Annotated in this window: 20 protein-coding genes; 15 read left to right on the forward strand and 5 right to left on the reverse strand. The window is 68.8% G+C overall.

The genetic code is table 11. The features are described 5' to 3' along the window. Positions 1–331: 331 nt before the first annotated feature. The 6 genes from ACZ562_RS32465 to ACZ562_RS32490 all read left to right on the forward strand — a co-directional run bounded on the left by ACZ562_RS32465 (position 332) and on the right by ACZ562_RS32490 (position 7,022). Positions 332–985 carry a TetR/AcrR family transcriptional regulator gene (locus tag ACZ562_RS32465; protein WP_471186556.1) on the forward strand — a complete coding sequence of 218 codons (654 nt, stop codon included), beginning with the start codon at positions 332–334 and terminating at the stop codon, positions 983–985. Positions 986–1,303: 318 nt separating this feature from the next. After that, positions 1,304–1,717, forward strand: a complete 414-nt coding sequence (locus ACZ562_RS32470) for a DUF485 domain-containing protein (protein ID WP_471186559.1) — start codon at positions 1,304–1,306, stop codon at positions 1,715–1,717. Beyond that, positions 1,714–3,306, forward strand: a complete 1,593-nt coding sequence (locus ACZ562_RS32475) for a solute symporter family protein (protein WP_471186563.1) — start codon at positions 1,714–1,716, stop codon at positions 3,304–3,306. Before ACZ562_RS32470 ends, ACZ562_RS32475 begins: the two co-directional genes overlap by 4 nt. Before the next feature lie 863 nt (positions 3,307–4,169). Continuing rightward, positions 4,170–4,832 carry a helix-turn-helix transcriptional regulator gene (locus tag ACZ562_RS32480; RefSeq protein ID WP_471186566.1) on the forward strand — a complete coding sequence of 221 codons (663 nt, stop codon included), beginning with the start codon at positions 4,170–4,172 and terminating at the stop codon, positions 4,830–4,832. Positions 4,833–4,842: 10 nt separating this feature from the next. After that, complete coding sequence (locus ACZ562_RS32485) at positions 4,843–5,847, forward strand: ornithine cyclodeaminase family protein (protein ID WP_471186569.1); 1,005 nt, start codon at positions 4,843–4,845, stop codon at positions 5,845–5,847. Beyond that, positions 5,844–7,022, forward strand: coding sequence for a DSD1 family PLP-dependent enzyme (locus ACZ562_RS32490; protein ID WP_471186572.1), 1,179 nt, complete (start codon positions 5,844–5,846; stop codon positions 7,020–7,022). The genes ACZ562_RS32485 and ACZ562_RS32490 overlap by 4 nt, the downstream gene beginning before the upstream one ends. Before the next feature lie 247 nt (positions 7,023–7,269). On the opposite strand, the gene ACZ562_RS32495 is transcribed toward ACZ562_RS32490, so the two are convergent. Next, on the reverse strand, positions 7,270–7,704 hold the full coding sequence (locus tag ACZ562_RS32495; RefSeq protein WP_471186575.1) for a hypothetical protein: 435 nt from the start codon (positions 7,702–7,704) through the stop codon (positions 7,270–7,272). A gap of 250 nt (positions 7,705–7,954) precedes the next feature. Here ACZ562_RS32495 and ACZ562_RS32500 point away from each other — a divergent pair, with 250 nt between their 5' ends. From ACZ562_RS32500 to ACZ562_RS32515, 4 genes are all read left to right on the forward strand, one after another. Continuing rightward, complete coding sequence (locus ACZ562_RS32500; RefSeq protein WP_471186578.1) at positions 7,955–10,813, forward strand: AfsR/SARP family transcriptional regulator; 2,859 nt, start codon at positions 7,955–7,957, stop codon at positions 10,811–10,813. A gap of 275 nt (positions 10,814–11,088) precedes the next feature. Beyond that, positions 11,089–11,655: a DUF4291 domain-containing protein gene (locus ACZ562_RS32505; protein ID WP_471186581.1), complete on the forward strand. Its 567-nt coding sequence runs from the start codon at positions 11,089–11,091 to the stop codon at positions 11,653–11,655. A gap of 933 nt (positions 11,656–12,588) precedes the next feature. Then, complete coding sequence (locus ACZ562_RS32510; RefSeq protein ID WP_471186584.1) at positions 12,589–13,797, forward strand: S8 family peptidase; 1,209 nt, start codon at positions 12,589–12,591, stop codon at positions 13,795–13,797. Between the two features lie 264 nt (positions 13,798–14,061). After that, complete coding sequence (locus tag ACZ562_RS32515) at positions 14,062–14,199, forward strand: hypothetical protein (protein ID WP_471186586.1); 138 nt, start codon at positions 14,062–14,064, stop codon at positions 14,197–14,199. 69 nt (positions 14,200–14,268) lie between these two features. Here ACZ562_RS32515 and ACZ562_RS32520 read toward each other — a convergent pair whose 3' ends face one another. After that, the gene (locus tag ACZ562_RS32520) at positions 14,269–14,469 is read right to left on the reverse strand and encodes a hypothetical protein (protein ID WP_471186589.1); all 201 of its coding nucleotides are present in this window, start codon (positions 14,467–14,469) and stop codon (positions 14,269–14,271) included. Positions 14,470–14,598: 129 nt separating this feature from the next. Here ACZ562_RS32520 and ACZ562_RS32525 point away from each other — a divergent pair, with 129 nt between their 5' ends. The 4 genes from ACZ562_RS32525 (at position 14,599) to ACZ562_RS32540 (ending at position 18,481) form a co-directional block, all read left to right on the forward strand. Continuing rightward, on the forward strand, positions 14,599–15,015 hold the full coding sequence (locus ACZ562_RS32525) for a MarR family winged helix-turn-helix transcriptional regulator (RefSeq protein WP_471186592.1): 417 nt from the start codon (positions 14,599–14,601) through the stop codon (positions 15,013–15,015). Positions 15,016–15,693: 678 nt separating this feature from the next. Continuing rightward, complete coding sequence (locus tag ACZ562_RS32530) at positions 15,694–17,034, forward strand: phosphatase PAP2 family protein (protein ID WP_471186595.1); 1,341 nt, start codon at positions 15,694–15,696, stop codon at positions 17,032–17,034. Positions 17,035–17,302: 268 nt separating this feature from the next. After that, positions 17,303–17,482, forward strand: coding sequence for a hypothetical protein (locus ACZ562_RS32535; RefSeq protein WP_471186599.1), 180 nt, complete (start codon positions 17,303–17,305; stop codon positions 17,480–17,482). A 162-nt stretch (positions 17,483–17,644) separates the two neighbouring features. Then, positions 17,645–18,481 carry a DUF2182 domain-containing protein gene (locus ACZ562_RS32540; protein WP_471186602.1) on the forward strand — a complete coding sequence of 279 codons (837 nt, stop codon included), beginning with the start codon at positions 17,645–17,647 and terminating at the stop codon, positions 18,479–18,481. Positions 18,482–18,796: 315 nt separating this feature from the next. Here the strand turns inward: ACZ562_RS32540 and ACZ562_RS32545 are convergent, their stop codons facing one another. After that, entirely contained in the window at positions 18,797–19,453 is a 657-nt protein-coding gene (locus tag ACZ562_RS32545; RefSeq protein ID WP_471186605.1) for a DUF1326 domain-containing protein, read from the reverse strand. 556 nt (positions 19,454–20,009) lie between these two features. Next, positions 20,010–20,396, reverse strand: a complete 387-nt coding sequence (locus ACZ562_RS32550) for a hypothetical protein (protein ID WP_471186608.1) — start codon at positions 20,394–20,396, stop codon at positions 20,010–20,012. Between the two features lie 291 nt (positions 20,397–20,687). On the opposite strand from ACZ562_RS32550, the gene ACZ562_RS32555 reads away from it, so the two are divergent. Next, positions 20,688–20,951, forward strand: a complete 264-nt coding sequence (locus ACZ562_RS32555; protein WP_471186610.1) for a hypothetical protein — start codon at positions 20,688–20,690, stop codon at positions 20,949–20,951. Positions 20,952–21,068: 117 nt separating this feature from the next. Here the strand turns inward: ACZ562_RS32555 and ACZ562_RS32560 are convergent, their stop codons facing one another. Continuing rightward, complete coding sequence (locus ACZ562_RS32560; protein ID WP_471186612.1) at positions 21,069–22,295, reverse strand: hypothetical protein; 1,227 nt, start codon at positions 22,293–22,295, stop codon at positions 21,069–21,071. Between the last annotated feature and the right edge of the window lie 183 nt (positions 22,296–22,478).

Genomic DNA, 22,478 nt, shown 5'->3' on the forward strand with positions numbered 1-22,478 from the left:
GTGGGAGCAGTGGCTGGATCCGTTGGGCAGCGATGCAGTCGAGGAGCTGGGCCGGATAGGCCGGTCTGCCCGGTGCTCTCCTTGGTTCGAGAGGGAGTTGCGGACGCTGACATGGGCTCGGGCCGTGGCACGTGGGGGGCGTCGCGGGTACGACCGACCTCGTCAACCCGGCGGAGTCTGACGAGGGCCGACTGCTCCAGGGCAACTCGATGGCGGTGTCATCGTAGAGCTGCCTACCGAACGATGTTCGGTTATCGGAATGCGTGTACCGTAAGCGCTGAGTCTACGACGCTACGAAGGACGGAGCGCGCAGCGATGCGGGGGTGCAGCGGTGGCCCGACCGACCAAGCCGATCCTCAGCCGGGGCGGCATCTGCGCCGCGGCGCTGGCCATCGTGGACAGTGACGGGCTCGCCGAGCTGTCGATGCGAAAGCTGGCCCGGGAGCTGGGAGTTCAGGTCTCCTCCCTCTATGAGCACGTCAGGACCAAGGACGACGTCCTCCACGAGGTCACCAACACGATCATGGAGGGCGTGGACGTCTCCGGCTTCGATACCGGCGACTGGCGGCACGGCGTCGCCTCCTGGGCCCGCTCCTACCGCGCGGCCCTCGCCGCCCACCCTCACATCGTTCCGTTCCTGGCCCATGGACCGGCCCGCCGCGAGGCCTCGCTGCGGCGCGCGGACGCCGTGCACGGCGGCCTCGTCAGCGCCGGCTGGCCCCCGCGCTACGCCACGATGATCGGAGCCTCGACCAAGTACCTGGTCGTCGGGTCGGCGATGAGCTCCTTCGCGCGAGGGTTCGACGACGACGTTCAGGTCTACGTCGAGCGGTACGCGCACCTGACCGACGCCCACCGCCTGAGCGACCACGCGGACACCATCGACAGGGACAGCTTCGAACTGGCCCTGGAGATGTTCCTCGACGGCCTCAGCGCCCTGCACGCGCGCGTGGCGGGTCCCAAGGCGTCCGCCGCGGGCTCCTGATCCGCCCCCGGTCGGCCCAGCGGCGGTCGACCGATCCGCACGGCGCCGATTCCTGCTCGACAGGCCCGGCCGCCGACAGCCCGCGGCGGAGCTTGATCCCGCACGGCTCCGTCCCGGATCGTCCCCGGCGCCGGGCAGCGGGGCACTCCGGCCCAAGGTCACAGAGCGGTGACCTCCGGACCTACTTCCCGCCGATGCCTTGTCCGGCCTCGTAGCCCACTCTAAGCTCCCGAACCGAACGGCGTTCGGTTGTGGTGTCGGGTGATTCCGGCAAGCGCACTGCCTCGCGTCACCGCTCGCAGTAAGGAGTTGATGCCCGTGTACGGGCCCTATGAGCCGCGCTACGGGTTCCACGAGCCACGCGGGCGACCGTCGTCGCACGTCGGCCACGTTCCTGAGGAGTTCCGCGAGGCTCCTGAGGAGTGGGGCAACCCGCCGGAGGTGATGGCGGTCCTCGCCCGGCTGCGTGCGGAGCGCCGCTCCAGGATCTTTCCCGTCGCCGCCGCCGTCATCAGCCTGTACCTGGTCAATGCCCTCCTGGCGAGCATGGCGGCAGATGTGATGGCGATCAGGCTCATCGGTCATCTGAACGTCGGCCTGGGGCTGGCACTGCTGCAGTGCGGCACGACACTCGCGGTCTGCCGGTGGTACGCGCGCTACGCGCGCACGTCCCTGGATCCGCTGGTCGCGAGGGCGCGCGCGGTACTCGGATACCGAGGGGAGGAGCAGTGACCGCCTCTCCCATGCTCGCGCAGACGGGCCACACCGGGGTTGTCATCACCGTCTTCGCGGTCTTCGTCGTCGGCGTCGTGCTCATCTCCCTGTTGGACGCATCGGGATCGGACACACCCCGCCGCTTCTTCGTCAGCGGTCGCCGGCTGTCCTCGGCCCGCAACGGCATCGCCCTGTTCGGCGACTTCATCTCCGCCGCGACGCTGCTGGGGACCCCCGGTCTCATCGCCCTGGCCGGGTTCGACGGCATCCCCTACCTGCTGGGTCCCATCGTCGCCTGGGCCGTGATCCTCCTGCTGATCGCCGAGCCGTTCCACAACGCCGGGCGCTACACGGTCGGCGACGTGCTGGCGCAGCATCTGCGGCCGCGCCCCGTCCACATGGCCATGGGCCTCGCCACGCTGGTGATATCGCTGATCTACCTGACGGCTCAGCTGGTGGGTGCCGGTGCCCTCGCCGCGCCTCTGCTCGGCATCTCCGGAGTCGCCGCCCAGAACTTCCTGATGCTGTTCCTCGGCATCCTGATGATCATCTACGTGGTCATCAGCGGAATGTACGGCGCGACGCTCGTGCAGTGCTTCAAGGCCGCTTTCCTGCTGGTGGCCAGCGGGTACCTGGCCGTTCTGGTGCTGGGGAAGTTCGGCTGGAACCCCAGTCACCTGCTGGGGGCCGCGGCCGAACGAAGCGGCGTCGGCGAGGCATTCCTCGCGCCCGGGGCACGGTCTCAGGGCGGTGGTGCCGACAAGCTGGACGCGCTGAGCCTCCAACTGGGAGCGGTGCTCGGGGCAGCCGGCCTTCCCCATCTCCTGTTGCGCCTGCGCGCTGTGCCCAGCGCGCGCTCTGCCCGGCGTTCCGTCCAATGGACAGCCGCATTGACGTGCGTCTTCTGCGTGACCGCCGGAGTGCTGGGGTTCGGCTCCGCGGCCGTTCTGGGCCCCCAAGCGATCACGAGCAACAATCCCTCCGGGAACACGGCCACCCTGCTGCTGGGGGGCTCGCTCGGCGGGTCGGTGCTGCTCACCGTGATGTCGTGCGTGGCGTTCGCCACCATCCTGGCCGTTGTGGCGGGCATCGCTCTCGCCGCCGCGACCTCACTGGCGCACGATATCTATGGTGCGGTGATCAAGAAGGGGCGCGCCAGCGCCTCCCAGGAAGTGGTGGTGGCCCGGGCGTCGGTGGTGGTGATCGGCGCTGCTGCGACGACCATTGCCCTCTTCGCCTCACGCATCAACGTCTCCTTCGCGGCGGGACTGGCGTTCGCCGTCGCGGCCTCGGCGATCCTCCCGGCACTGCTGTTCGGCCTGTACTGGCGGGGCTTCACCACCACCGGAGCACTGTGGAGCATCTACGGCGGCCTGATCTGCTCGGTGTCACTGGCCGTGCTCTCTCCCGCTGTCTCCGGAACGCCGACGGCGTTGTTCCCCGACATGGACTTCGCCGTCTTCCCGCTCAAGTACCCGAGCATCGTCTCGGTCCCCTTCGGCTTCTTGCTCGGCTGGCTGGGTTCAGTGATGGGAGGGGAGAGGCCCCGGCCGGCCGCCCGATCCGCCTTCGAGCTCCGCATGCTCGTGGGCAGCGACTCCTCGTAAAGCCGCACGGTAGTGGTCGCCAGCATGCCGCCGGTATGGAAGGTCGATCGACTGCGCCCTACGCGGCGCCGCCAGAAAGGGATGGAAGCCGGCGGGCGGGTGGTCGATGGGGAGAGAGGCCGCCGGACGGGGGACGGTGATCCGGTCGGCCCTGTCATGCCGGAGCTGATGTCACGGCCGCGGCCATGGTCGGCGGCGATGACGCCAAGACGCGCCCGCTCGAAGTCGACCCAGTCCGCGCTCACACGGTCACCGGCGGCAGCCGGGTTCCTCTCCGCTCCACGTGACATCCGTTCCGGCTGCTTTCGTTGCGGCAGCTGAGCGTGTCCGTGTGCCCAGGTTGAGGGACCAGGAGACCAGGAGGGGTGGAAGCTACCATTGGTAACACGCCCAGCACACCCAGCAGCCCCACCAGCAGGGCACGCGTGGAGCCTTCGATCGGCCGGATCTACGGATGGACCCGGTGCCACGTTCTTCGTCCGCTGCCGGCCCTGACCTCGGGTGAGGACTCCACCCGCGGCCCGTCCGGCGTACGGGCCACGCCGAGGTAGTCGCCCGTCGGAAACGGCACAGGGTCAGCAGCCGCTCAGAGATGCACGGACCGAGCAGCGCCGTGCCGGCTGATCCGGGCTCCCCACGTCGTCGCGGACCCCCCGACGGATTCAGACCCCTCCGCGCCCGCCTGGCCGCCGGTGACCGTGCCCGCTTCGAGGCTGGCTGGCTGCTGCACAGCAACACTGACCGGCCGGTTCGCGGCATCCTCCTCGACCCCACCATCTAGACTCATTATCTAGAGCAAGATAATGTGTCTATTCACTTCTTCGGGATGAGGCATGGTGGAAAGCGTCGCTGATGATGCGGAGATGGACGAGCCCCGCCAAGGCGTGGTCGTCGCGGCCACGGCTGAGGCGGACGAGCACTTCATCCACGAAGCCGAAAAGATCGCTGTTGCGCTGGGGCGCATGTTCCCGGGCCTGTGCGAGGTGGTGCTGCACGACCTGCGGGATCCGGATCACGCGATCCGGGCGATCGAGAACAACCTCTCCGGCCGCAAGGTCGGGGACTCCGTCACGGAGCTGGGCCTGGCCCGCATCGAAGACCCCAACTACCCCAGCGTCATCCAGAACTACCCCAACCGGTTCCCGGACGGCCGCCCGGCGAAGAGCACGTCCATCGGCATCAAGAACGCCGCGGGCGAATACATCGCGGCACTCTGCCTGAACCTCGACGTGTCCGTCCTGTCCCCCGTGACACTCGCATTGTCCAACCTCGTGGCCACGGACACCGACCACCGCGAGCAGCCCCTGGAGACCCTGCGGGACCGCACCGCGCGCGAACTGCGCCTAGCGGTGGAGGCACTCGCCGCGGAGCGGGCCACCACCCCCAGGTCGCTCAGCCGGGAAGACAAGAAGGCGGTCGTACGGCAACTGCACCGCGACGGCTACTTCGACTCACGCGACGCCGCACAGGCCATCGCGGACCTGCTCGGCGTGTCCCGGGCGACCGTCTACAACTACGCGAAGTGAAGGACCACTCATGACCGCCCCCGGACCGACCACAGGCTCCGTGTCCGCTCCCGGTCCCGACTCGGGCCGGGGGCAGGGTGCACGCCGCCTGCTGCACATCACCGAGGAACAGACCGCCGTGCTCGTGGACGAGGAGCTGGCCCTCGAAGCGGCCCGCGCCGCCTTCGCCGCGACGGTGGACGGCACGGTCTTCCCCAGTCTCGCCCTGCACGGGTCGGATCCGCGCAACCGCTTCACCCTCAAGCCGTCCGCGTCCGCGACGCACGCCGGGGTGAAGATCGGCACCTTCTGGCCGGACAATCCGGAGCACGGGCTGCCGCGCCATCACTCCACCCTGCTGCTGTTCGACCAGACGATCGGCCGGATCGCGGCCGTCCTGGAGGTCGGCACGGCCAACGCCTACCGGACGGCCGCGGCGGACGCCCTCGCCGTCGACCTGTTGGCCCGCCCCGACGCCGCCACCCTGGCCGTCTTCGGCACCGGTCACCAGGCCGCCTACGAGGTACGGGCCGTCAGCCGTGTCAGGCCGATCGGCGAAGTCCTGGTCGTGGGAAGGGACGTTGACCGTGCCACGGAGACGGCCTCCAAACTGACGGCACAGGGCCACCACGCCCGTGCCGCCGGCGCCGAGGAAGCCTGCGCCCAGGCCGACGTCATCGTCACCGCCACCACCGCCCGCACCGACGACCCACCCCTGTTCGAGGCCGACTGGGTCCGCCCCGGCACGCACCTCTCCTGCATGGGGGCCGACGCCCCCGGCAAGCGAGAACTCCCGCCCGAACTGCTGAGCCGCGCCCGTGTCTTCTGCGACCTTCCCGAGCAGGCCCGCCGCATGGGCGAAAGCCAGCACGCACCCGCGGCGACGGTCCTCACCCCGCTCGGCGACATCCTCACCGGACGCGCCGTGGGGCGCGCCGACGACCGCGACACCACGATCTTCGACAGCTCCGGAATCGGGCTGCAGGACCTGTATCTGGGCCTGGCCCTTCTGAAGAAGATGGACATCTCCCTGTGAACAGCCCCACGAGCACCACCCCCTCAACCGCTCCCCGGACCCTCGCCGACCCGGACACCCCGTTCGCCGTCGTCGACGTGCACAAGACGCGGCGCAACATCGCACGCCTCGCAGAGCGGGCCGACCGGCTCGGGGTCACCCTGCGCCCGCACGTGAAGACTGCCAAGAGCCTCGACGTCGCCGCCCTCCTGCACGGCGAGACGCCCTGCCCGGTCACCGTCTCCACCCTCGCCGAGGCCGAGGCGTTCGCCGACGGTGGCTACACCGACATCACCTACGCCGTCGGCATCGATCCGCGCAAACTCCCGCGCGTGATCGCTCTGCTGCGCCGCGGTGTGACCCTGCGCATCCTGCTGGACAGCATCGAGCAGGCGACGTCCGTCGCCGAAGCCTCCCGCCGGGCCGGCCTCCGCATCCCCGCCCAGATCGAGATCGACTGCGACGGCCACCGCGGCGGGCTGAAGCCCGATGACCCCACCCTGACCGAGGTCGGCCGTATCCTGTACGACGCGGGCTGTCTGGACGGCGTACTCACCCATGCGGGCGAGTCGTACTTCGCCTACACCGCCGTAGAACAGCGCAAAGCCGCCGACAACGAACGCGACACCGCGATCGCCGCGGCCGAGCGGCTGCGTCTGGCCGGCCTGCCGGTGGACACCGTAAGCGTGGGTTCCACCCCCACCGCCCATGCCGCCGAGGAGCTCGCCGGGGTCACCGAACTCCGCGCGGGCAACTACGTCTTCTTCGACCTGGTGATGGCCGGCCTCGGCGTCTGCGACATCGACGACCTTGCCCTCTCGGTCGTCGTGACCGTCATCGGCCGCCGCCCCGGGTACGGGTGGATCCTCACCGACGGCGGCTGGATGGCCACGTCCCGCGACCGGGGCACGGCCGTTCAGGCACAGGACCAGGGCTACGGCCTGGTCACCGACCTGGAAGGCAGCCCGATCCCGGGCCTGGTCATGACCGCCGCCAGCCAGGAACACGGCACCCTCACCGCCCGCGACGGCGCCCACCTGCCCGACCTGCCCCTCGGCACCCGCCTGCGCATCCTGCCCAACCACGCCTGCGCCACCGCCGCCCAGCACCACGGTTACCACGTCATCGACGGTGTCCAGACCACGAACACGGCACCGGAGATCCGGGCCTTCTGGAAGCGCGTCACCGGCTGGTGACCTGCCGTCGGCGAAGGAGCCGGCACGCAGCGTGTCACCTTCTTCAACTCCGTGCTCTGATCACGATCGTTGCGGCGTGGGCTGACCTTCGGCGGGCCGGCCACGCGGTCCTCCACCGCCGATCGGCAGTGGAGGACCTGCGACTTGGCCCTGGCGGTTACGGCCGGTGCCGCGTGCGTGCTCGTCCGCCGGCGTTGCGCCCGTGCGCACGTCGCCGTCCGACTGCTGGGCCCTGGGCCCGGCAGGGTCAGGTCGATGCCCACGTCCACGAGCTGCACGTGTCCCCGATGACCACGCCGTCCGACAGATCGACCTCGCACACCCGGAAGTTGAAGTCACCGTATTCATCGAAGCTCTTGTTCAGATTGGTCCATCCGGCCGCGGAACCGCCGTCCCAGTAGGCGTGTCCGGAGCGGTATCCGGAGGGGCCCTCGTAGGACCATTCCATCGCCACCGGTTCCCCGTTGGTGTACGTGTCGCGCAGCCAGATCCACTCGCCGTAGCCCTGGAAACAGGCCTGCCCGTACGCAGTGGTGGCGCACTTCTTGGCGTGGCCGTTGGCGTAGGAGCTGTCCGACACGTCGGCGGTGCGCTGCCAGCCGTCGGCCGCGGTGGCCGGAGAGGTCACCACCCCCAGGGCCAGTACCGCGCCGAACAGCGAGCCTGCAAAAACTCGTCCCATGCGCAACTTCTTCCTCCGTTTCGCCGCCGGCGGCGGCTGTTGGTGTCGGACGCCGAGGTTCCTGTCACAGCCGTCTGGTGTCCTTCACGGACTCCGGCCTTGACTGAAGCTCCCGGTTGACCCTCGCTGAACCTGCTGGGTGACAAGGCCACCTTGGTCGGCTGAGCGTGTCCAAACCTTGAGAAGAGCTTGAAATTGCTGGTCAGAGCCACTGGCTTCGACCCTAGGATCCTGCCTGGGGGTGGTTCGTGTGGCGGTGGAGTTCCGTGTGCTGGGCGGAGTCGAGGTCCGGGCGGACGGCAACCGGCTGGACCTGGGGCCCGCCCGGCAGCAGCGCGTTCTGGCGGCGCTGCTGTTCGAGGCCAACGGCGTGGTGACGGTGGACCAACTCGTCGGCCGGGTCTGGGGAGAGCGGGTTCCGCAGCGCGCCCGGCCGACTCTGTACAGCTACCTCTCCAGGCTGCGCCAGGCCTTGGGGCCCGCGGCCGAGGAGGCTCGGATCGAGCGGCGATCGGGGGGTTACGAGCTGGTTGTCGCCCCGTCAGCCACCGACCTGCACCGCTTCCGGGCCCTCACCGCCGGGGCACGAACCGCGGTGTACGCGGGGGACGAGGACGAGGCTGCCCGTCTGTTCGAGGAGGCCCTCGCGCTCTGGCGGGGCGATGTGTGTCCCGGCATGGACACCCCCTGGTTCAACGCCCAGCGCGAGACGGCGCAGGTGGAACGGCTCGCTGCCGCCCTGGACTGGGGCGACGTCCAATTACGCCGGGGGCTGCACGCCGAGTTGTTGACCGCGCTGCCTGCCCACGCCGAGACACACCCTCTGGACGAGCGGCTGGCCGCCCAGCTGATGCTCGCCCTTTACCGTGGTGGACGTCCGGCCGAGGCCCTCAGTCACTATCAGGCTGTACGGCGGCGCCTCGCCGAAGAGTTGGGCATCGACCCGGGGCCACCGCTGCAGGAGCTTCATCAACAAATCCTGATCTCGGATCCGCGGCTCGCGCCACCAGTCCGGGTCGTCAAGCCGAACCTGGCGCGTACCGCCGCAGCGCACCCCAGACAACTGCCAGCACCGCCGTCGCTGTTCACCGGCCGCGACAGCGAACTGTCCCGCCTGGCAAAGCTGTTGGCGCCGCAGGACGAGTCGGCCGACGGCACCGTGGTGGTGGCGGCGATCTGCGGCACAGGCGGAGTGGGCAAGACCTGGCTGGCGCTGCGCTGGGCTCACGACCAGCAAGAGCGTTTCCCCGATGGGCAGTTGTACGCCGATCTGCGGGGCTTCACCCCGTGCGGGGAACCGGTGGGCCCGTACGCGGTCATGCGGGGATTCCTGGAGGCCCTGGGCGCCGACCCGGCGAACCTGCCCACGGCCCCGCAGTCACAGGCCGCGATGTACCGAAGTCTTACGGCGGGCCGACGACTGCTCATCGTGCTCGACAACGCTCGCGACAGTGACCAGGTGGTGCCCCTGCTGCCAGGCAGCCCCACCTGTACGGTCCTGATCACCAGCCGCCACCAGCTCCCAGGGCTGGCCGCCTCCCACGACGTCGGCCAGCTCACCCTGGAAACGCTCGACGACACCGAGGCGAGCGACCTGCTCGTCCGCCGTATCGGCGCCGACCGGCTCGCCGCGGAACCCGCCGCAGCGGCAGAGCTCCTCCATCACTGCGCGGGGCTCCCGCTGGCCATCAGCGTTCTCGCCGCCCGCGTCGCCACCAACCCGGTGCTCACCCTGACCGCCCTGGCGAGCGAAGTGGGCGACACCGAAACCCGTCTCGACGCCTTGGAGAGCGGCGAGGCGACCAGTGACGTACGGACCGTATTCGCCTCGTCCTACCTCGCCCTCGACCCCGATTCCGCCCGGGTCTTCCGGCAGCTCGCCCAGGCACCCGGCGCCGACATCGGCCTGTCCGCCGCCGTCAGCCTCACCACTTTGCCGCTCGCCCGGCTCCGCACGCGGCTGCGCCGTCTCCAGGCCCACCACCTCGTCCAGGAACGCGTCCCCGGCCGTTTCGGCTGCCACGACCTGCTGCGTGCCTACGCCCTCGAACTGGCTGAAACCGCAGAGTGGGCCACCGAAGCGGACGCGGCACTGACCCGCGTACACGACCACTACGCACACACGGCGTACGCAGCCGACCGACTCCTGCTGCCCCACCGCGACCCGCTCCAGCCGGCCCCGGCGGCAGACGGCACACAACCCGAGGAATTCGCCACGCATGACCAGGCCATGGGGTGGTTCACCGCCGAGCACGCCGTGCTGACGGCGTCCGTCGACCACGCCGCACGCACCGGACGCGACGCCCAGGCATGGCAGCTGGCGTGGGCCCTCACCACCTTCCTGGCCCGCAGGGGACGCTGGGCCGACGTCACGGCCGTGCACACCACCGCCCTCGCAGCCGCGGTTCGCCTCGGCAGCCCGGCGGCCCAGGCCGAGTCCCACCGCACGCTCGCCTGGGCCTGCACGGAGACCGGCCGCTTCGCCGAGGCCCACCACGAGCTGGCCCATGCGTTGACCCTCTCGGAGTCGAGCGGCAAACTCCTGTCGGCTGCCCACACTCACCTTGCTCTGGGCTGGCTGTACGAGCGCCAGGGCGACAGGCCCGCTGCTCTTCGGCACGACCAGCGCGCGGCCGGCCTGTTCACCTCGCTCGGGAACCTTCCAGGACAGGCCCGGGCCCTGAACGCGGTGGCCTGGGATCACGCACAGCTCGGGGATCACGCCGCATCGGTACGCCACTGCCAGGAGGCACTGGCCATCCAGCGCGAGCTGGGCGACGAACGGGGCCAGGCCGCCACCTGGGACACGCTCGGATACGCATACCACCAGCTGGGCGAACACAAGAACGCGATCGTCTGCTACGAGCACAGCCTCGACCTCAACCGGGCACTGGGCCACCGCTACAACGAGGCCGAGACCCTGGTCCACCTGAGCCAGACCCGCCGGGCAACAGGAGCCGTCGAAGCGGCCGGGGAAGCCCTGCGCGAGGCCCTCGGCATCTACCTCGACATCGACGCCCCCGACCCAGACGTGGACCAGGTCCACACACTCCTGCGCGAACTCGACAGCCCACCGGGTCCGGCGGATCCGGACACCACAACCCCGTAAGAAGGACGTTCCGGGGCGACGGGCTTATGGCGCGTATCGGCGCATGCGCAGTGGCCCCGCCTGGGGCTGCTGTGGTCGGCGGGCAGGAAGCCGGGACGCCCGCCGGTATGGCCCCGCGGCAGCTGAATGACGGCATACGTGGCGGACTCGAATGGTGCCCGGCCGGGCACCACGGCAACTCCCCTCGGTTCGAGCCCGTACTTCGAGACGGGCTCCGGGATCGGTGCGAGAAAACGGCTCGCCAGGCTGATGGGAGGGGTGGCAGGGTGCGGCGCATGGCCCCCCAGCATCAGATTCGTGCCGACTACGACGCTCAAACGATCGTGGTCTACCAGGCGTACGCGCCTGTCATCGCCGACGTGGCGCTGCGAGCGGGCCGCTTTGTTGCGCCGTTCTCGTTCCATCGGATGACATGGATCAAGCCGTCGTTCATGTGGCTGATGCACCGCAGCAACTGGGCCCGCAAGCCCGGTCAGGAGCGCGTTCTCGCGGTGCGGATGACGCGGGAGGGCTGGGAGGAGGCCCTGTCCCAGGCCGTGCTGACGACCGCAGACCCGGCGGCCGTGGCCCAGGCGACCGTGCATGTCCAATGGGACCCGGAGCGCTCGCAGCGCGGGGCGGCGCTCAACCACTACAGCATCCAGGTCGGCATCGGCCGCCACCTGATCCGCACGTTCACCGACGACTGGATCGTCAGTCTCACCGACCTCACCCCGCAGGTCCGCAAGGCCGCGGCACTGATACAGACCGGGCATGCCACAAAAGCCCAACGGCTGTTCCCCACCGAGCGCGCCTACCCGCTGCCGCAGGCGCTGGAGAATCGCCTTTCCTCAGGTGGGTGACCACCAACTGGTGCGGAGCCGTGTACCGCACCGACTACCATCGCACGCCGGTGAAATGGCCCCAACCAGCTCTAATCGCAACATGCTCCGGCTCCGGTTCTCGGCCGCAGCCCCCTGTCCCTGCGCCGCGTCTGTCGCAGGCAGTTGCGTGTGGCTGTCCGCTCGGCCTCTGCGCGCAGGTCTGTGCGGCAAGCGACAGCCTTTGCCCGTGCTGCGGTACCTCCGCCATCACGGTGCGGCGATTTCGTGAGAGAAGTGCCGCCAAACCTGCGGGAGTTGAAGGCGAGCGCGGGACGGGTGACCGGACGGGTTCCTGCGCACCTTATCGAGCGGCAACTGGACAGGCAGCAGTGAGTCGTGCTTCTCGACGGCTGGACGAGACTGCAGACGTACACGATCGCAGGCTGGTGGCCTCCTGGATACGGCGGCAGATCGAGGGCGATGGGGCCGTCTGCCGGTCTCCGAAGAGGGCGTATTCCGTGCCGACCTCTCACCACTGGACCACCTCCTCACGGTGAGGGGCCGTCAGCTTCCCCCGTTGCGTTAGGGCCTGCGCTCGACGCACGGCGACACTCGCTGGCTAAACACACCACGCCCTGTTTCACAGTGCCACGAGTGCTTTTTGGTCTTTCCGCGCAGCGGCTTTCCCCTGCCGGATCCCTTGAGGGGTTCTGCTTGATGAGGATTGTGTAAGGAGACACTCACAGCCCCCACGCAAGTAGCGTTTTCCATTTTCAACCAACGCGTCTAGCTGAGCGTTCGCACCGGGGTTGGTTCGGCAATGAGCGAATCCTGTGCAGATCCAGGCCGAGGGCCCGTCGACGGGCCACCGCAGGTATTGATCTGAACGTGACAACCCGTCAGTCTTCTCGTCACCTCCGCGTGACGCCTTCGCTGGAGGCAATCCCCCCACCGATGAGGAGACCCCTCACAATGACGCATCAGTTGCGTGTCGGCACCTTGAAGCTGACCGTCGCGGCCTCTACCGCAGCGGCTGCGACCACGGCAGCCTTGCTCATGCCGGCATCGGCCCATGCTGGTGAGCCCGCCCAGGGCACCGTTCACGGCCTCGGCGCCAAAGGAAGGGTCGCCGGCAGCTACATCGTCCTGCTCGACGAGCAGGCATCGACCGATGACAAGAAGGAACTGGCCCAGCACTACGGCGGCCTGCTCCACCGGTCCTACGGCTCGGCTGTCAACGGCTTCGCTGCGACAAACCTGACCGAGGAAGAAGCGAAGAGCCTCGCCGCCGACCCGGCAGTGAGCACCGTCGTGGCCAACCGCACGTTCCGCGCCACGGCCACCCAGGACAACCCGCCCTCCTGGGGTCTGGACCGGATCGACCAGAGCGACACCGCCGGCGACAGCAAGTACAGCTACCCGGACAAGGCGGGAGAAGGGGTGACCGCCTACGTCATCGACACCGGGGTGCGCATCACGCACAAGGACTTCCAGGGACGGGCCGGTTACGGCTTCGACGCCATCGACAACGACGACACCGCGGACGACGGCAACGGCCACGGCACCCATGTCGCCGCCACCATCGCCGGCGCCCAGCACGGCGTCGCCAAAAAGGCGAAGATCGTCGCCGTCAGAGTCCTCGACAACAACGGATCTGGCACCACCGAGCAGGTCGTTGCCGGCATCGACTGGGTCACCAAGAACCACCAGGGACCCTCGGTGGCCAACATGAGCCTCGGCGGCAGCGCCGACCCCGCCTTGGACGCGGCGGTGAGCAAGGCCATCGCCTCAGGCGTCACCTTCGCCGTCGCCGCCGGCAACGAATCCACCGACGCCGGCCAGTCCTCGCCCGCCCGCGTACCGGAAGCCATCACGGTCGCCTCCAGCACCAAGGACGACGCCCAGTCCGACTTCTCCAACTTCGGCCAGGTCGTCGACATCTACGCGCCTGGCTCCGACATCACCTCGGCCTGGAACGACAGCGACACGGGCACCAAGACGATATCCGGCACCTCTATGGCCTCACCTCACGTAGCCGGTGCCGCCGCCGTGTACCTGGCCGGCCACCCCGACGCCACTCCCGCGGCCGTGGCAACAGCGCTGACCGGCGGCGCCACCGCCGACAAAATCAACAACCCTGGCTCCGGTACACCGAACAAGCTCCTGAAGATCACCGAATAGGCGGCCACTCCGCCGGCAGCGGGTGGCTCTGGCCATGGCGGGACGACGGCCGGCGCGGCGCCGGCCGTCGTCCCGCGGGCGGTGACGGAGCTCCGGCGCGGCCTTGCACGGAGTGCGGTCAGGCACTGACCGCCGTGCGTGCGGACGTGGTTTCGCGATCGCTGGCGGGGCGGGCGCGCCGGTGGTGGGCGAGGGGGACGTGCGGCGGGTCGCCAGGCCGACCATGGCCACGGCGATGACCAGCAGGAATGCCATGTCAGCGTCTTGGAGGCGACGAGCGAGCTGATGACCGCGCTGCCGATCGCACTGCCGGTGCGGCGGGAGATGGAATTGATGCCGTTGGCGATGCCGGTCTGGTGGTGGGGAACGACGGCCACGATCAGGGCGGCCATCGCGGCGTAGCCGAAGCTGATGGCAACGCCGACGACCATGCCGGCCAGATCACCGACGCGGTGGTGTCGTGGGCGAGGGTCAGCCAGGCGAACCCGACGACGCCGAAGGAGGCACCGGCGGCGAGGGTGAAACGTGCGCCGATGCGGCGTACCAGCATGCCTCCGAGGCGGCCAGCCAGAAGACGAGGTGGTAGTCGGGGTGCGCACCCTGGGGCAGGAGTCCGGCGCTCACCAGGGCCAGGCCGCTGCCGAACCCGAGCGTTCCGCTGACCAGGGCCATGGCGCCGGGCAGCCGCGCGGACCAGCGGCGAGGCCTAGCACCAGGACGAGGCTGCCGGTGCAAACAATGGGAGCTGGTGGTGGAGGTCAAAGATCGGGAGGGTCAAGCTTCGCGCGGTACCCTCGACGCATGGCGCCCATCCCGTCCAAGGCGCAGCTCATGGAGCTGCTCGCTCATTCGGTCAGTACGCACTACGCCGACTTCACGGCAGCCGCCGCTGACATGAGCCTCACCGCCAGCCAGGCGAAGACCCTCACGGTGCTGCGCCGGGCGCCCGCCTCGATGCGCTCGCTCGCGGACACCCTCGCCTGCGACGCGTCGAACATGACCGGGATCATCGACCGACTCGAAAAGCGCGATTTGGTCCGCCGCGAAGTCAGCACCACCGACCGGCGCGTGAAGAACGTCGCCCTCACCGAGGTGGGCGAGAAGGCGATCGACGCGATCCGCGAGCGGATGGAGCAGACGCAGACCGGCCTGGACAACCTGTCCGACGAGGAGCGCGCCGAACTCTTCCGCCTGTTGACGGTCGTCTTCCCACGCTGATGTGCGCGGGTGTTGTGCTGGCGAACACCACGAGCGGTGGCTGACGCGCCGGCCAGGGCCCAAGAGCGTCTGCTGCTGCGCGCTGATGATGGGCACGGAAGACCGGCCCTGCCCTTGCCGGGCTGCCGGGCGAGGGCCGGCGGCTGCCACCGCGCATTTGCTGCGCAGACTCGCTGTCACCGCCACACGAGGCTGAGCGGGGAAGGCGACGGCACTGACCGGCAAGCAGCCGGGTCCACCGCCATCGCCAGTCCGGCTGGTCTGGCGTCACAGTGGGCCACACCCTCAGACCTGCGAAGATGGTTGAATTGCACCGCGTGCGGCGGTCAGGCTCAGTCGACGTGACCGTTGTCCCAGGCTTCGTCGCCAAGGGGAACTGCTCGCCGTATTCGGTGTGTTGGCCGTATGCCAACATCCCTGCCCGGGCTGCCAGTTCACGGCCCCGCGCACACGCCTCAGAGCCGCTGGGCAACGCGTGACGCCTCTATGCCCGCGGGCGTCGAGAGTTCCATGGTCATCCCCGAGGTGCTGGACCATCGAGCGCAGCATCGACCGGCCCTCGCGCCACCCGTGACCAGCGAAGTCCGGCCGTTCCGCTCCGATAACATGCTCGAACTCACGATGATCGCTCTGAAAATCTAACAAATCGGCTGAAAATTGATAGGCATAACATCACGGATGTTTTCGCGAATAAGATGCAGAATTGCATTCACCGCGTGGCGTCAACCACGGGCGCTGCTGTGGGCCTTGGTGGGTGTGGCGACCCTCGGATTCCTCATCGCGCTGGAGATCGCCGCGCGCCGCTACGGCCTGCCGGGGCCGATCACGAACCAGGCGCGAGAGCTGATATTCCCGCCCAAATCGGGCTTCCTGTTGTACGCCAGCATGGCGTTGATGATGGTGGTGCTCACCCCGCGGCAACGGTTCATCGCGGCTGGTGCCGCGATCGGCATCGACGTCGTCTTCTTGCTGGTGCGGTGGGCGGTCGGCGCCAAAATGACCGACGGCCACCCCTTCGGCAACGGCGCCTTGTGGGTGATATTGGGCTATGCGGTCATCGCTGTCACGCACCGCACCGGCCGGGAACGTGTCCTGCTGCTGAAGGCCGTCGGGCTGGGCCTGCTGCTGGTGACGGGCCGCAAGACTGGCGATACCTGGCTACTCATCACGTCGAAGAGCCGACCGGTTGTGCTCGACCAGTACGTCGCAACCGCCGATCACGCGCTGGGCGACCCGTCGTGGCTGGTAGGCCGGATGGTCACGGCCACCGGCCCGATCGGTGCCCGTACACTCGACTACATCTACGCTCAGCTTGCAGTGGCCGCGGTCGTCGTCGCGCTGTACCAACTGCGTAACGTGGCGGCCGAGCGCCGCTTTCCGAGCCATCATCTGGTGCGCACCTTTCTGGTGATCGGCCTCCTCGGGCCGGGCATCTACATGATCTTCCCGGTGGTCGGACCGATCTTCGCCTACGGCGCCGACGGCGGGCACTGGGCGGTGGCCAACCTGTGGCCGGACACGCCACCGCCATTCGATACCCCGCACGAGATGCCGTTCGACGAGATCACGCCGCGCAACTGCATGCCCAGCCTGCACACGGCGTGGGCTACCGCGATCTTCATCCATTCCCGCAAGGGACCACGGATCCTGCAATTCGCAGGCACGTTCTGGCTGATTGCTACGCTCGGCGCAACACTGGGATTCGGCTACCACTACGGCGCGGATCTCGTTGCAGGCGTGGTGTTCGCGTTCACGATCGAGGCAGCGCTGCGGTCGCTCGACCGCGGCTGGGACCGGCCAGGAATCCGGCTGGTCACTTACGGGGCAACGGTCTTCGCTGCGCTCTTGGTGTCATATCGCTATCTGCCGATGGAGATGGCCGAACATCCGTGGGTGTTCGGACCACTTCTCATTCTGGCGATGACCTCAGTGGTCCGCGGCTACGTGCGGACCACCGAACTGTGGGAACCGAAGGCCGCACCAGCGCAGCAACCGGAACCGCAACCCGAACCAGTTTGAGGCATGTTGCATCAGACTTGGGCTGAGCGCGTTCCGAGTGGGCCCGTGCCGCCGCATGAAGCTGACGATACGGCTGCGCGGCGGAAGCGCGCGGCGCGCCGCGGATCCCTGGCGAGCAGTGCGGTGATCAGCCGGTCGGTGGGCCCGTTCCCGCCTGGGCACACCCACACGAATCGCCTTCGAGTGCAGGCGCGGTCGACGGAGCGGTGCCCGCGCGCGCAGGACGGTGGCCCGGTCTTCCCGCCGCCCGGCCTGGCAGGTGGCTCCGTTGACGGACACCAGCACCGCGAGGGAGGCGGTGAGGATGGTGAGCGCGCGCGGTGCGGTGACGTCGTCCCAGCCGGGCACCGGCCGTGGGCGTCTGCGGTGGCTTGACGACCTCGTGCCCACCCGGCCCTGGTGCCAAGCACTCGTCGCCGTCGGACTGCCCGGACCGGCCGCCGACTGAGGAACTGCGCTTGCCTCCGAGAAGGCGCCTGCCCGAGGCGGATAGCCGGCCGCCTGGCCGTTCTGCACCCCGGGCAGGGCCTCTCAAGGAACGTGAGTTTGGTGAGGTCGCGCCGTACGTTGAGGCGTGGTGTGCTGGATGTATCCGTAGGAGGGCACGCCGATGCGCTTCGCCCGGACCTTCGTCTTCGCACGCACGCAGTCGCCCGCGCCGACCGGAGCCAGCGGAGGCCTGCTGCCGGCGCGGGATCTCGCGGCCGCCTGGTTCCTGGTCGTCCTGATCGCGGCGCCCGCCTGGGCGCTGACGATTGAGCAGGCCCGGGACATGGGAGTCCAGCCCGGCACGATGGGAATGGCTTTGCCGCTGTTTCTGCTGCTGTGGGTGACGATGATGGCGGCCATGATGCTCCCGTCCATGGCGCCGGTGGCCATCACGTGGGTGCGCGGGATCGGCCGGCAGTCCTCCGGCTGGACGCGGACCGTGCGCACCGTCGAGTTCGTCGGCGGGTATCTGCTGGTGTGGACCGGCTTCGGACTGCTCGCCTACGCGGCCCTGGCCCTCACCGGCGGCTTGGTAGGCGACCATCCGGCCGTCGGACGCTGGATCGGCGCGGTGGCCTTCCTGCTCGCGGGCCTATATCAGCTCGGCCCCCTCAAGTACGTCTGTCTGCGGCACTGTCGCGACCCCATGAGCCACCTGGTGCGCTACGCCGGGTTCCGGCAGCCCGCGCGTGACCTTCGGGTGGGAGTCCATCACGGCGCCTACTGTGTCGGCTGCTGCGCGGGACTGATGGTCGTCCTGATCCCGCTCGGCGTGATGAACGTGGCGGCGATGGCCGGACTGGCCGTGGTGATCTTCGTGGAGAAGCTGTGGTCCCGGGGCCCGCTGCTCGCCGGCGTCGTGGGCGTCGCGTTTCTGGTGCTGGCCGTGCTCGCGCCGTTCCAGGACTGGCTGCTGCCGGGGCTGCAGGATTCGATGCCGTCGATGGACGACATGTGATCACCTGGCCCGTTCCGCCCTTCCTGTGCGAGCGACGGGTGAACCAGGCACGGAGCAGGCCGATGGGACCGCCCGTTCTATGGAGGCCACGCGGTGATGGACATGCCAGTGCGGGCGGAGGCACCCTCGCCCAGGATGAGGGGGCGGAGACGAAGTGGCCGATGATCTTGAAGGGCAACGCGCCCCGTAACATCGCACACGTCGGGAGTGGTAACGGTCCCGTGTTCACGGATTCGGCCGGACGTCGAACCGCCGCGGCACGTGCCCGGTGTCGCGCGTCCGCCGGATACGGTTCCCGCCGGGCCACCCGGCTTTTCAGTCAGGCCCGCTCCAGTCGAACCGGAAGTGTTTGCTCGACTTCCCCGAGCGTTCCCAAGAGAAGCCGAATGCGTCGGCACGGTCGGCAGTGGCCCGTCCCCAGGTGGCGATCTGGCCCGGCCCGACCTCGGCGCCCGGGGCGTTATGGACCTGGACGCGTGCACCGTCCGGAGTCGTCGGGCCGGTGAGCGCCTCGGCGGTAGCCGTGACCCGGCCCGGAATCTCGGCTCGCCAGGTGGCGAGGTCCTCGTCGATCTCCACGTGGATGGGGGCGATGTCCATCCCCCGCATCTCGGGGTGGAACATCTCCCCGAACTGCGCCGGCCATCCGCCCGCCTCACCGCCGAAAATGGCCCCGAGCGCACCGCGCTGCTGTTCGTCGGCTCGTTCGTCGAGGAAGACCGCGGCGTACGCGTCGGTGTGCGCGCCGGCCCAGACATTACCGACGAAGGACCCCAGCATCAGGACGTTGAGATCGTCGAGCCGCACGTCGCCGAAGCTGCCCTCCCGGATATGCCACACCAACACGCCTTCGCAGTCGCCGTAGGTCGGAGCCTGGGCGAACGTGCAGGGGCACGGTATGGCGCACTTGCACACATCGAACCAATCACCGGCCAGGCGCCAACGCGTACCGGTGGTGACCTGCTCTGTCATCTCGCTTCCCTCCTGACGAGCCCGAGGGAGCCCACTCGGAGTGGCGAGACCGCCCGTGCCGAGCCCGTTTCCGGGGTGGCGAGACGGCCTCAGTTCCAGCTTGCACCTCACGTTCCGGTATGGGAAACCCGGCCATCGCGGCGCTCACGTGAGCGGTCCTTCCGGGGCCCGCCCCACTTGGCCGATTGAGGGGCGTCGTGGCCAGACCCTGTGCCTTGGCTGGAGTGAAGGAGAAGGGCTGGGCGGGATGTGCGGCTCGGGCGCAGTAGGGGATCGGGGCAAGCTCAGTCGTTTTGCGCGTCGGCCGGGGGCGACGCGCCCGCGCTGCCCGACGGACTGACCTTGAGTAGAAGTCATGAAAAGGGTTTGGCCGGGCCGCCGCCCTCAACCTCCGCCGACTGATCACCTTCATTGGCGCGCGCGAGCCTTTGACCTGCACCGATGTCGTCGCTGACGGACTCTGGAAGGCTGCAGAGTCACTGGCATTGAGACCGCCGACACCGACCGCGCCGCGGTCGTCCTGCACGGAATCCGGAAGTGATCAGCGTTGTGAACCTCACTGTTCCTCGGCCCAGGCTTGCACCATCCCGAACCATATGAACACCAGGAGACCGTTCGCACCGAACATTACGAGGGCCCAGACTATTGGTTCTCCTCCGAGGAAAGTCGGGCCGAGGTAGCCGATCAGTCCGGCTACGAGCGATCCGAGTGCGGCCAGCACGGCCGGCCGCACCAGCCTGACCCACAGCGGGCCGTGCAAGCGCCCCCCGATCAATTCAACCAACAGGGCCACACCGCAAGGGCCCCCCACTGCTTTAGCAATCTGCGCCACCGTCAACTGCGGCGGCTGTTTCATCGAGGCCAGCTTGTGCAGAAAGAACATCGGATACGAGAGCAGAGCGCCTACCACGAGCAAAACTATCAGCATCGCCATCAGCGCCATGATCCCCCCTACGATCTTCCCCAGGCATCCCTCATCACGTTCCACCACCCAATCTCGCGCGTCATGTATTCCTCCCGCATCGTGCCGAACCGCCATCAGGGCAGAAGTGAGCCCCACAACGAGAGACAATTCTTGGTGGCAGGCACCCGCCCGCCATCTGTAGAACTACTCAGCCCTGACCTGAGGTTGCACCTTGGGCGTGGACACCCCTGACAACCGGATTCGAGGATCCGGGAGGGGAGATCGAGGTGGGACGTTCGTCGAAGTACAGCGACGAGTTCAAGAGACGCGGTGACGCTGGTCCGGTCCACCGGCCGGACGATCGACTCGGTGGCGGTGGAGCTCGGGGTGAACCGGGAGACCTGCGGACCTGGGGGCGCCGCTCCCGAGCAGGAAGACACCACCGCGGGTGCGTTGAGCGCCGACGAGCGTGCCGAGTCGGCCCGGCCGCGCAAGGAAGAGCGCGAGTGGGAGCTGGAGCGGGAGATCTTGCGCCGGGCGGCCCAGTACTTCGCCAGGCATTGTGTCCTGAAGACGAAGGGGAGTTGGTTGTAGGACAGCTTCCAAGAGTGGTGCTGTGCGGAAGTTGAACGTTTTGTGGCCTTTCGGAGTCGCCCTGCGGGGGAAGACTCGACAGCGCTGCCGCACCAGACCGGTACGAGGAGCTGATCCTCACCGATCGACGTCTGCCTTCTTGCGAACGGCCGCCAGCCATGTGTCGACGAGCCCACACACGACAACGCCCGTCACCAGGAATCCGGCGAGGGCGGACAGCAGGGCCACCTCGTCGTACGACCTGGGGGTCAGTCGGACGGCCACGGCCGCGCCACCGGTTCCCGCTGTGATCGCGCATCCGATCGCGCCGGCCAGCAGCAGGGCAGACATCGGTCGCGCGGCTCCTCCGGGCGAGTCCCACGTCTTCGTCAGCGTGTCGCGGCCAGCCTGCATGCACGCGACCGTGGCCGTCAGTCCGCCCGTCGCCAGGGCCAGTGACGGCGTCCCGAACAGCAGCCCGTACCGCACCGCCAGGGCCGGCACGAAGAACAGCACCAACCAGCGCCGCAGGGCGTGGACCACAAACGTCCGCGCCGGCGCGGACGTGGACCGGGCCTGCAGGCGCGGCGCGGCCGCGCGCAGACAGAGCAGGACGCCCGCGGCAGCCAGGGCGAGCGGCAGACGGTCGTCGAGCCGGCCCAAGTTGTACAGCAGCGCGGTGTCGTACACGACCAGTACCAGGCCGCCCAGAGCTCCCAGAGAGCCGATGAACACCAGCAGTCCCGCGACGGAGGCCGTCACCCGGGTCGTCCCCGTGTCACGCGCGGCCGCACGGGCGATCAGCAGCGGGGTGATCACGGCCGAGACGGCGCGGATCGCCAGGTCGTCGACGGTGTACGGATTGCGCAGGTCCCACTCGACCAGACAGAACACGGCCGTGTACGACATGGAGGCCAGCGGCAGCAGGGCGGAGCACGCGATCCGGCGGTACAGATCAGCGTCCAGCCAGCGCACCGCTGTCGCGAACGCCAGCAGCACGAAGGGGAGTTCCAGGAAGGCCTGGATCCGCAGCACGCTCGGCGCGAGAAGCCACGGCGCCGGGAAGTGCTCCGCCAGGCTGCGTAGCACGGGATGCGCCGACGCCAGGTCGAACCATCCGGCGGGCAGATACCGCGCGACGAACGACGGGTCCCCGCCGTGCACGCGGAGCACATAGACGGTGAACAGTACCTGGTTGACGTAGACCAGGCAGGTCACCAGCGCCAGCCAGGCGGCCGGCGAGAAGACGCGGCGGTCCGCCGCCGCGACGGGGTCCGGGCGGTGGCCCGGAACACGCGGGCTGATCGCGAGGGCCGGGACGACCGAAGCGACCACCACCACGTCCACGAGTACCCGCACGTTCATCACGCGTGCTGGTACACCCCCCAACTGGTGCGAACAAGTGCCCCGAACTTTGAAGCTCTGGGCGGAGCCGTCGGTGTGCAACTGTGCCAGATCGTTCCGGAGGCCACGTTGATGCCGATCAGCCACAGCCGCCTCGGCTGCCACGCCTGCGACGATTGGTCTTACCGTCGCCTCCGCGTAAGA

The sequence above is a fragment of the Streptomyces sp. NPDC040410 genome (assembly GCF_055595715.1).

Excerpts from the sequence above, each read along its gene's own strand:
- ACZ562_RS32550 (WP_471186608.1), bottom strand. The coding sequence starts at position 20,396 with ATGGCGCTGATGGCGATGCTGATAGTTTTGCTCGTGGTAGGCGCTCTG.
- ACZ562_RS32495 (WP_471186575.1), bottom strand. The coding sequence starts at position 7,704 with ATGGGACGAGTTTTTGCAGGCTCGCTGTTCGGCGCGGTACTGGCCCTG.
- ACZ562_RS32540 (WP_471186602.1), top strand. The coding sequence starts at position 17,645 with ATGCGCTTCGCCCGGACCTTCGTCTTCGCACGCACGCAGTCGCCCGCG.
- ACZ562_RS32510 (WP_471186584.1), top strand. The coding sequence starts at position 12,589 with ATGACGCATCAGTTGCGTGTCGGCACCTTGAAGCTGACCGTCGCGGCC.
- ACZ562_RS32485 (WP_471186569.1), top strand. The coding sequence starts at position 4,843 with ATGACCGCCCCCGGACCGACCACAGGCTCCGTGTCCGCTCCCGGTCCC.
- ACZ562_RS32545 (WP_471186605.1), bottom strand. The coding sequence starts at position 19,453 with ATGACAGAGCAGGTCACCACCGGTACGCGTTGGCGCCTGGCCGGTGAT.
- ACZ562_RS32520 (WP_471186589.1), bottom strand. The coding sequence starts at position 14,469 with ATGGCCCTGGTCAGCGGAACGCTCGGGTTCGGCAGCGGCCTGGCCCTG.
- ACZ562_RS32505 (WP_471186581.1), top strand. The coding sequence starts at position 11,089 with ATGGCCCCCCAGCATCAGATTCGTGCCGACTACGACGCTCAAACGATC.
- ACZ562_RS32525 (WP_471186592.1), top strand. The coding sequence starts at position 14,599 with ATGGCGCCCATCCCGTCCAAGGCGCAGCTCATGGAGCTGCTCGCTCAT.
- ACZ562_RS32480 (WP_471186566.1), top strand. The coding sequence starts at position 4,170 with ATGGACGAGCCCCGCCAAGGCGTGGTCGTCGCGGCCACGGCTGAGGCG.
- ACZ562_RS32560 (WP_471186612.1), bottom strand. The coding sequence starts at position 22,295 with ATGAACGTGCGGGTACTCGTGGACGTGGTGGTGGTCGCTTCGGTCGTC.
- ACZ562_RS32530 (WP_471186595.1), top strand. The coding sequence starts at position 15,694 with ATGTTTTCGCGAATAAGATGCAGAATTGCATTCACCGCGTGGCGTCAA.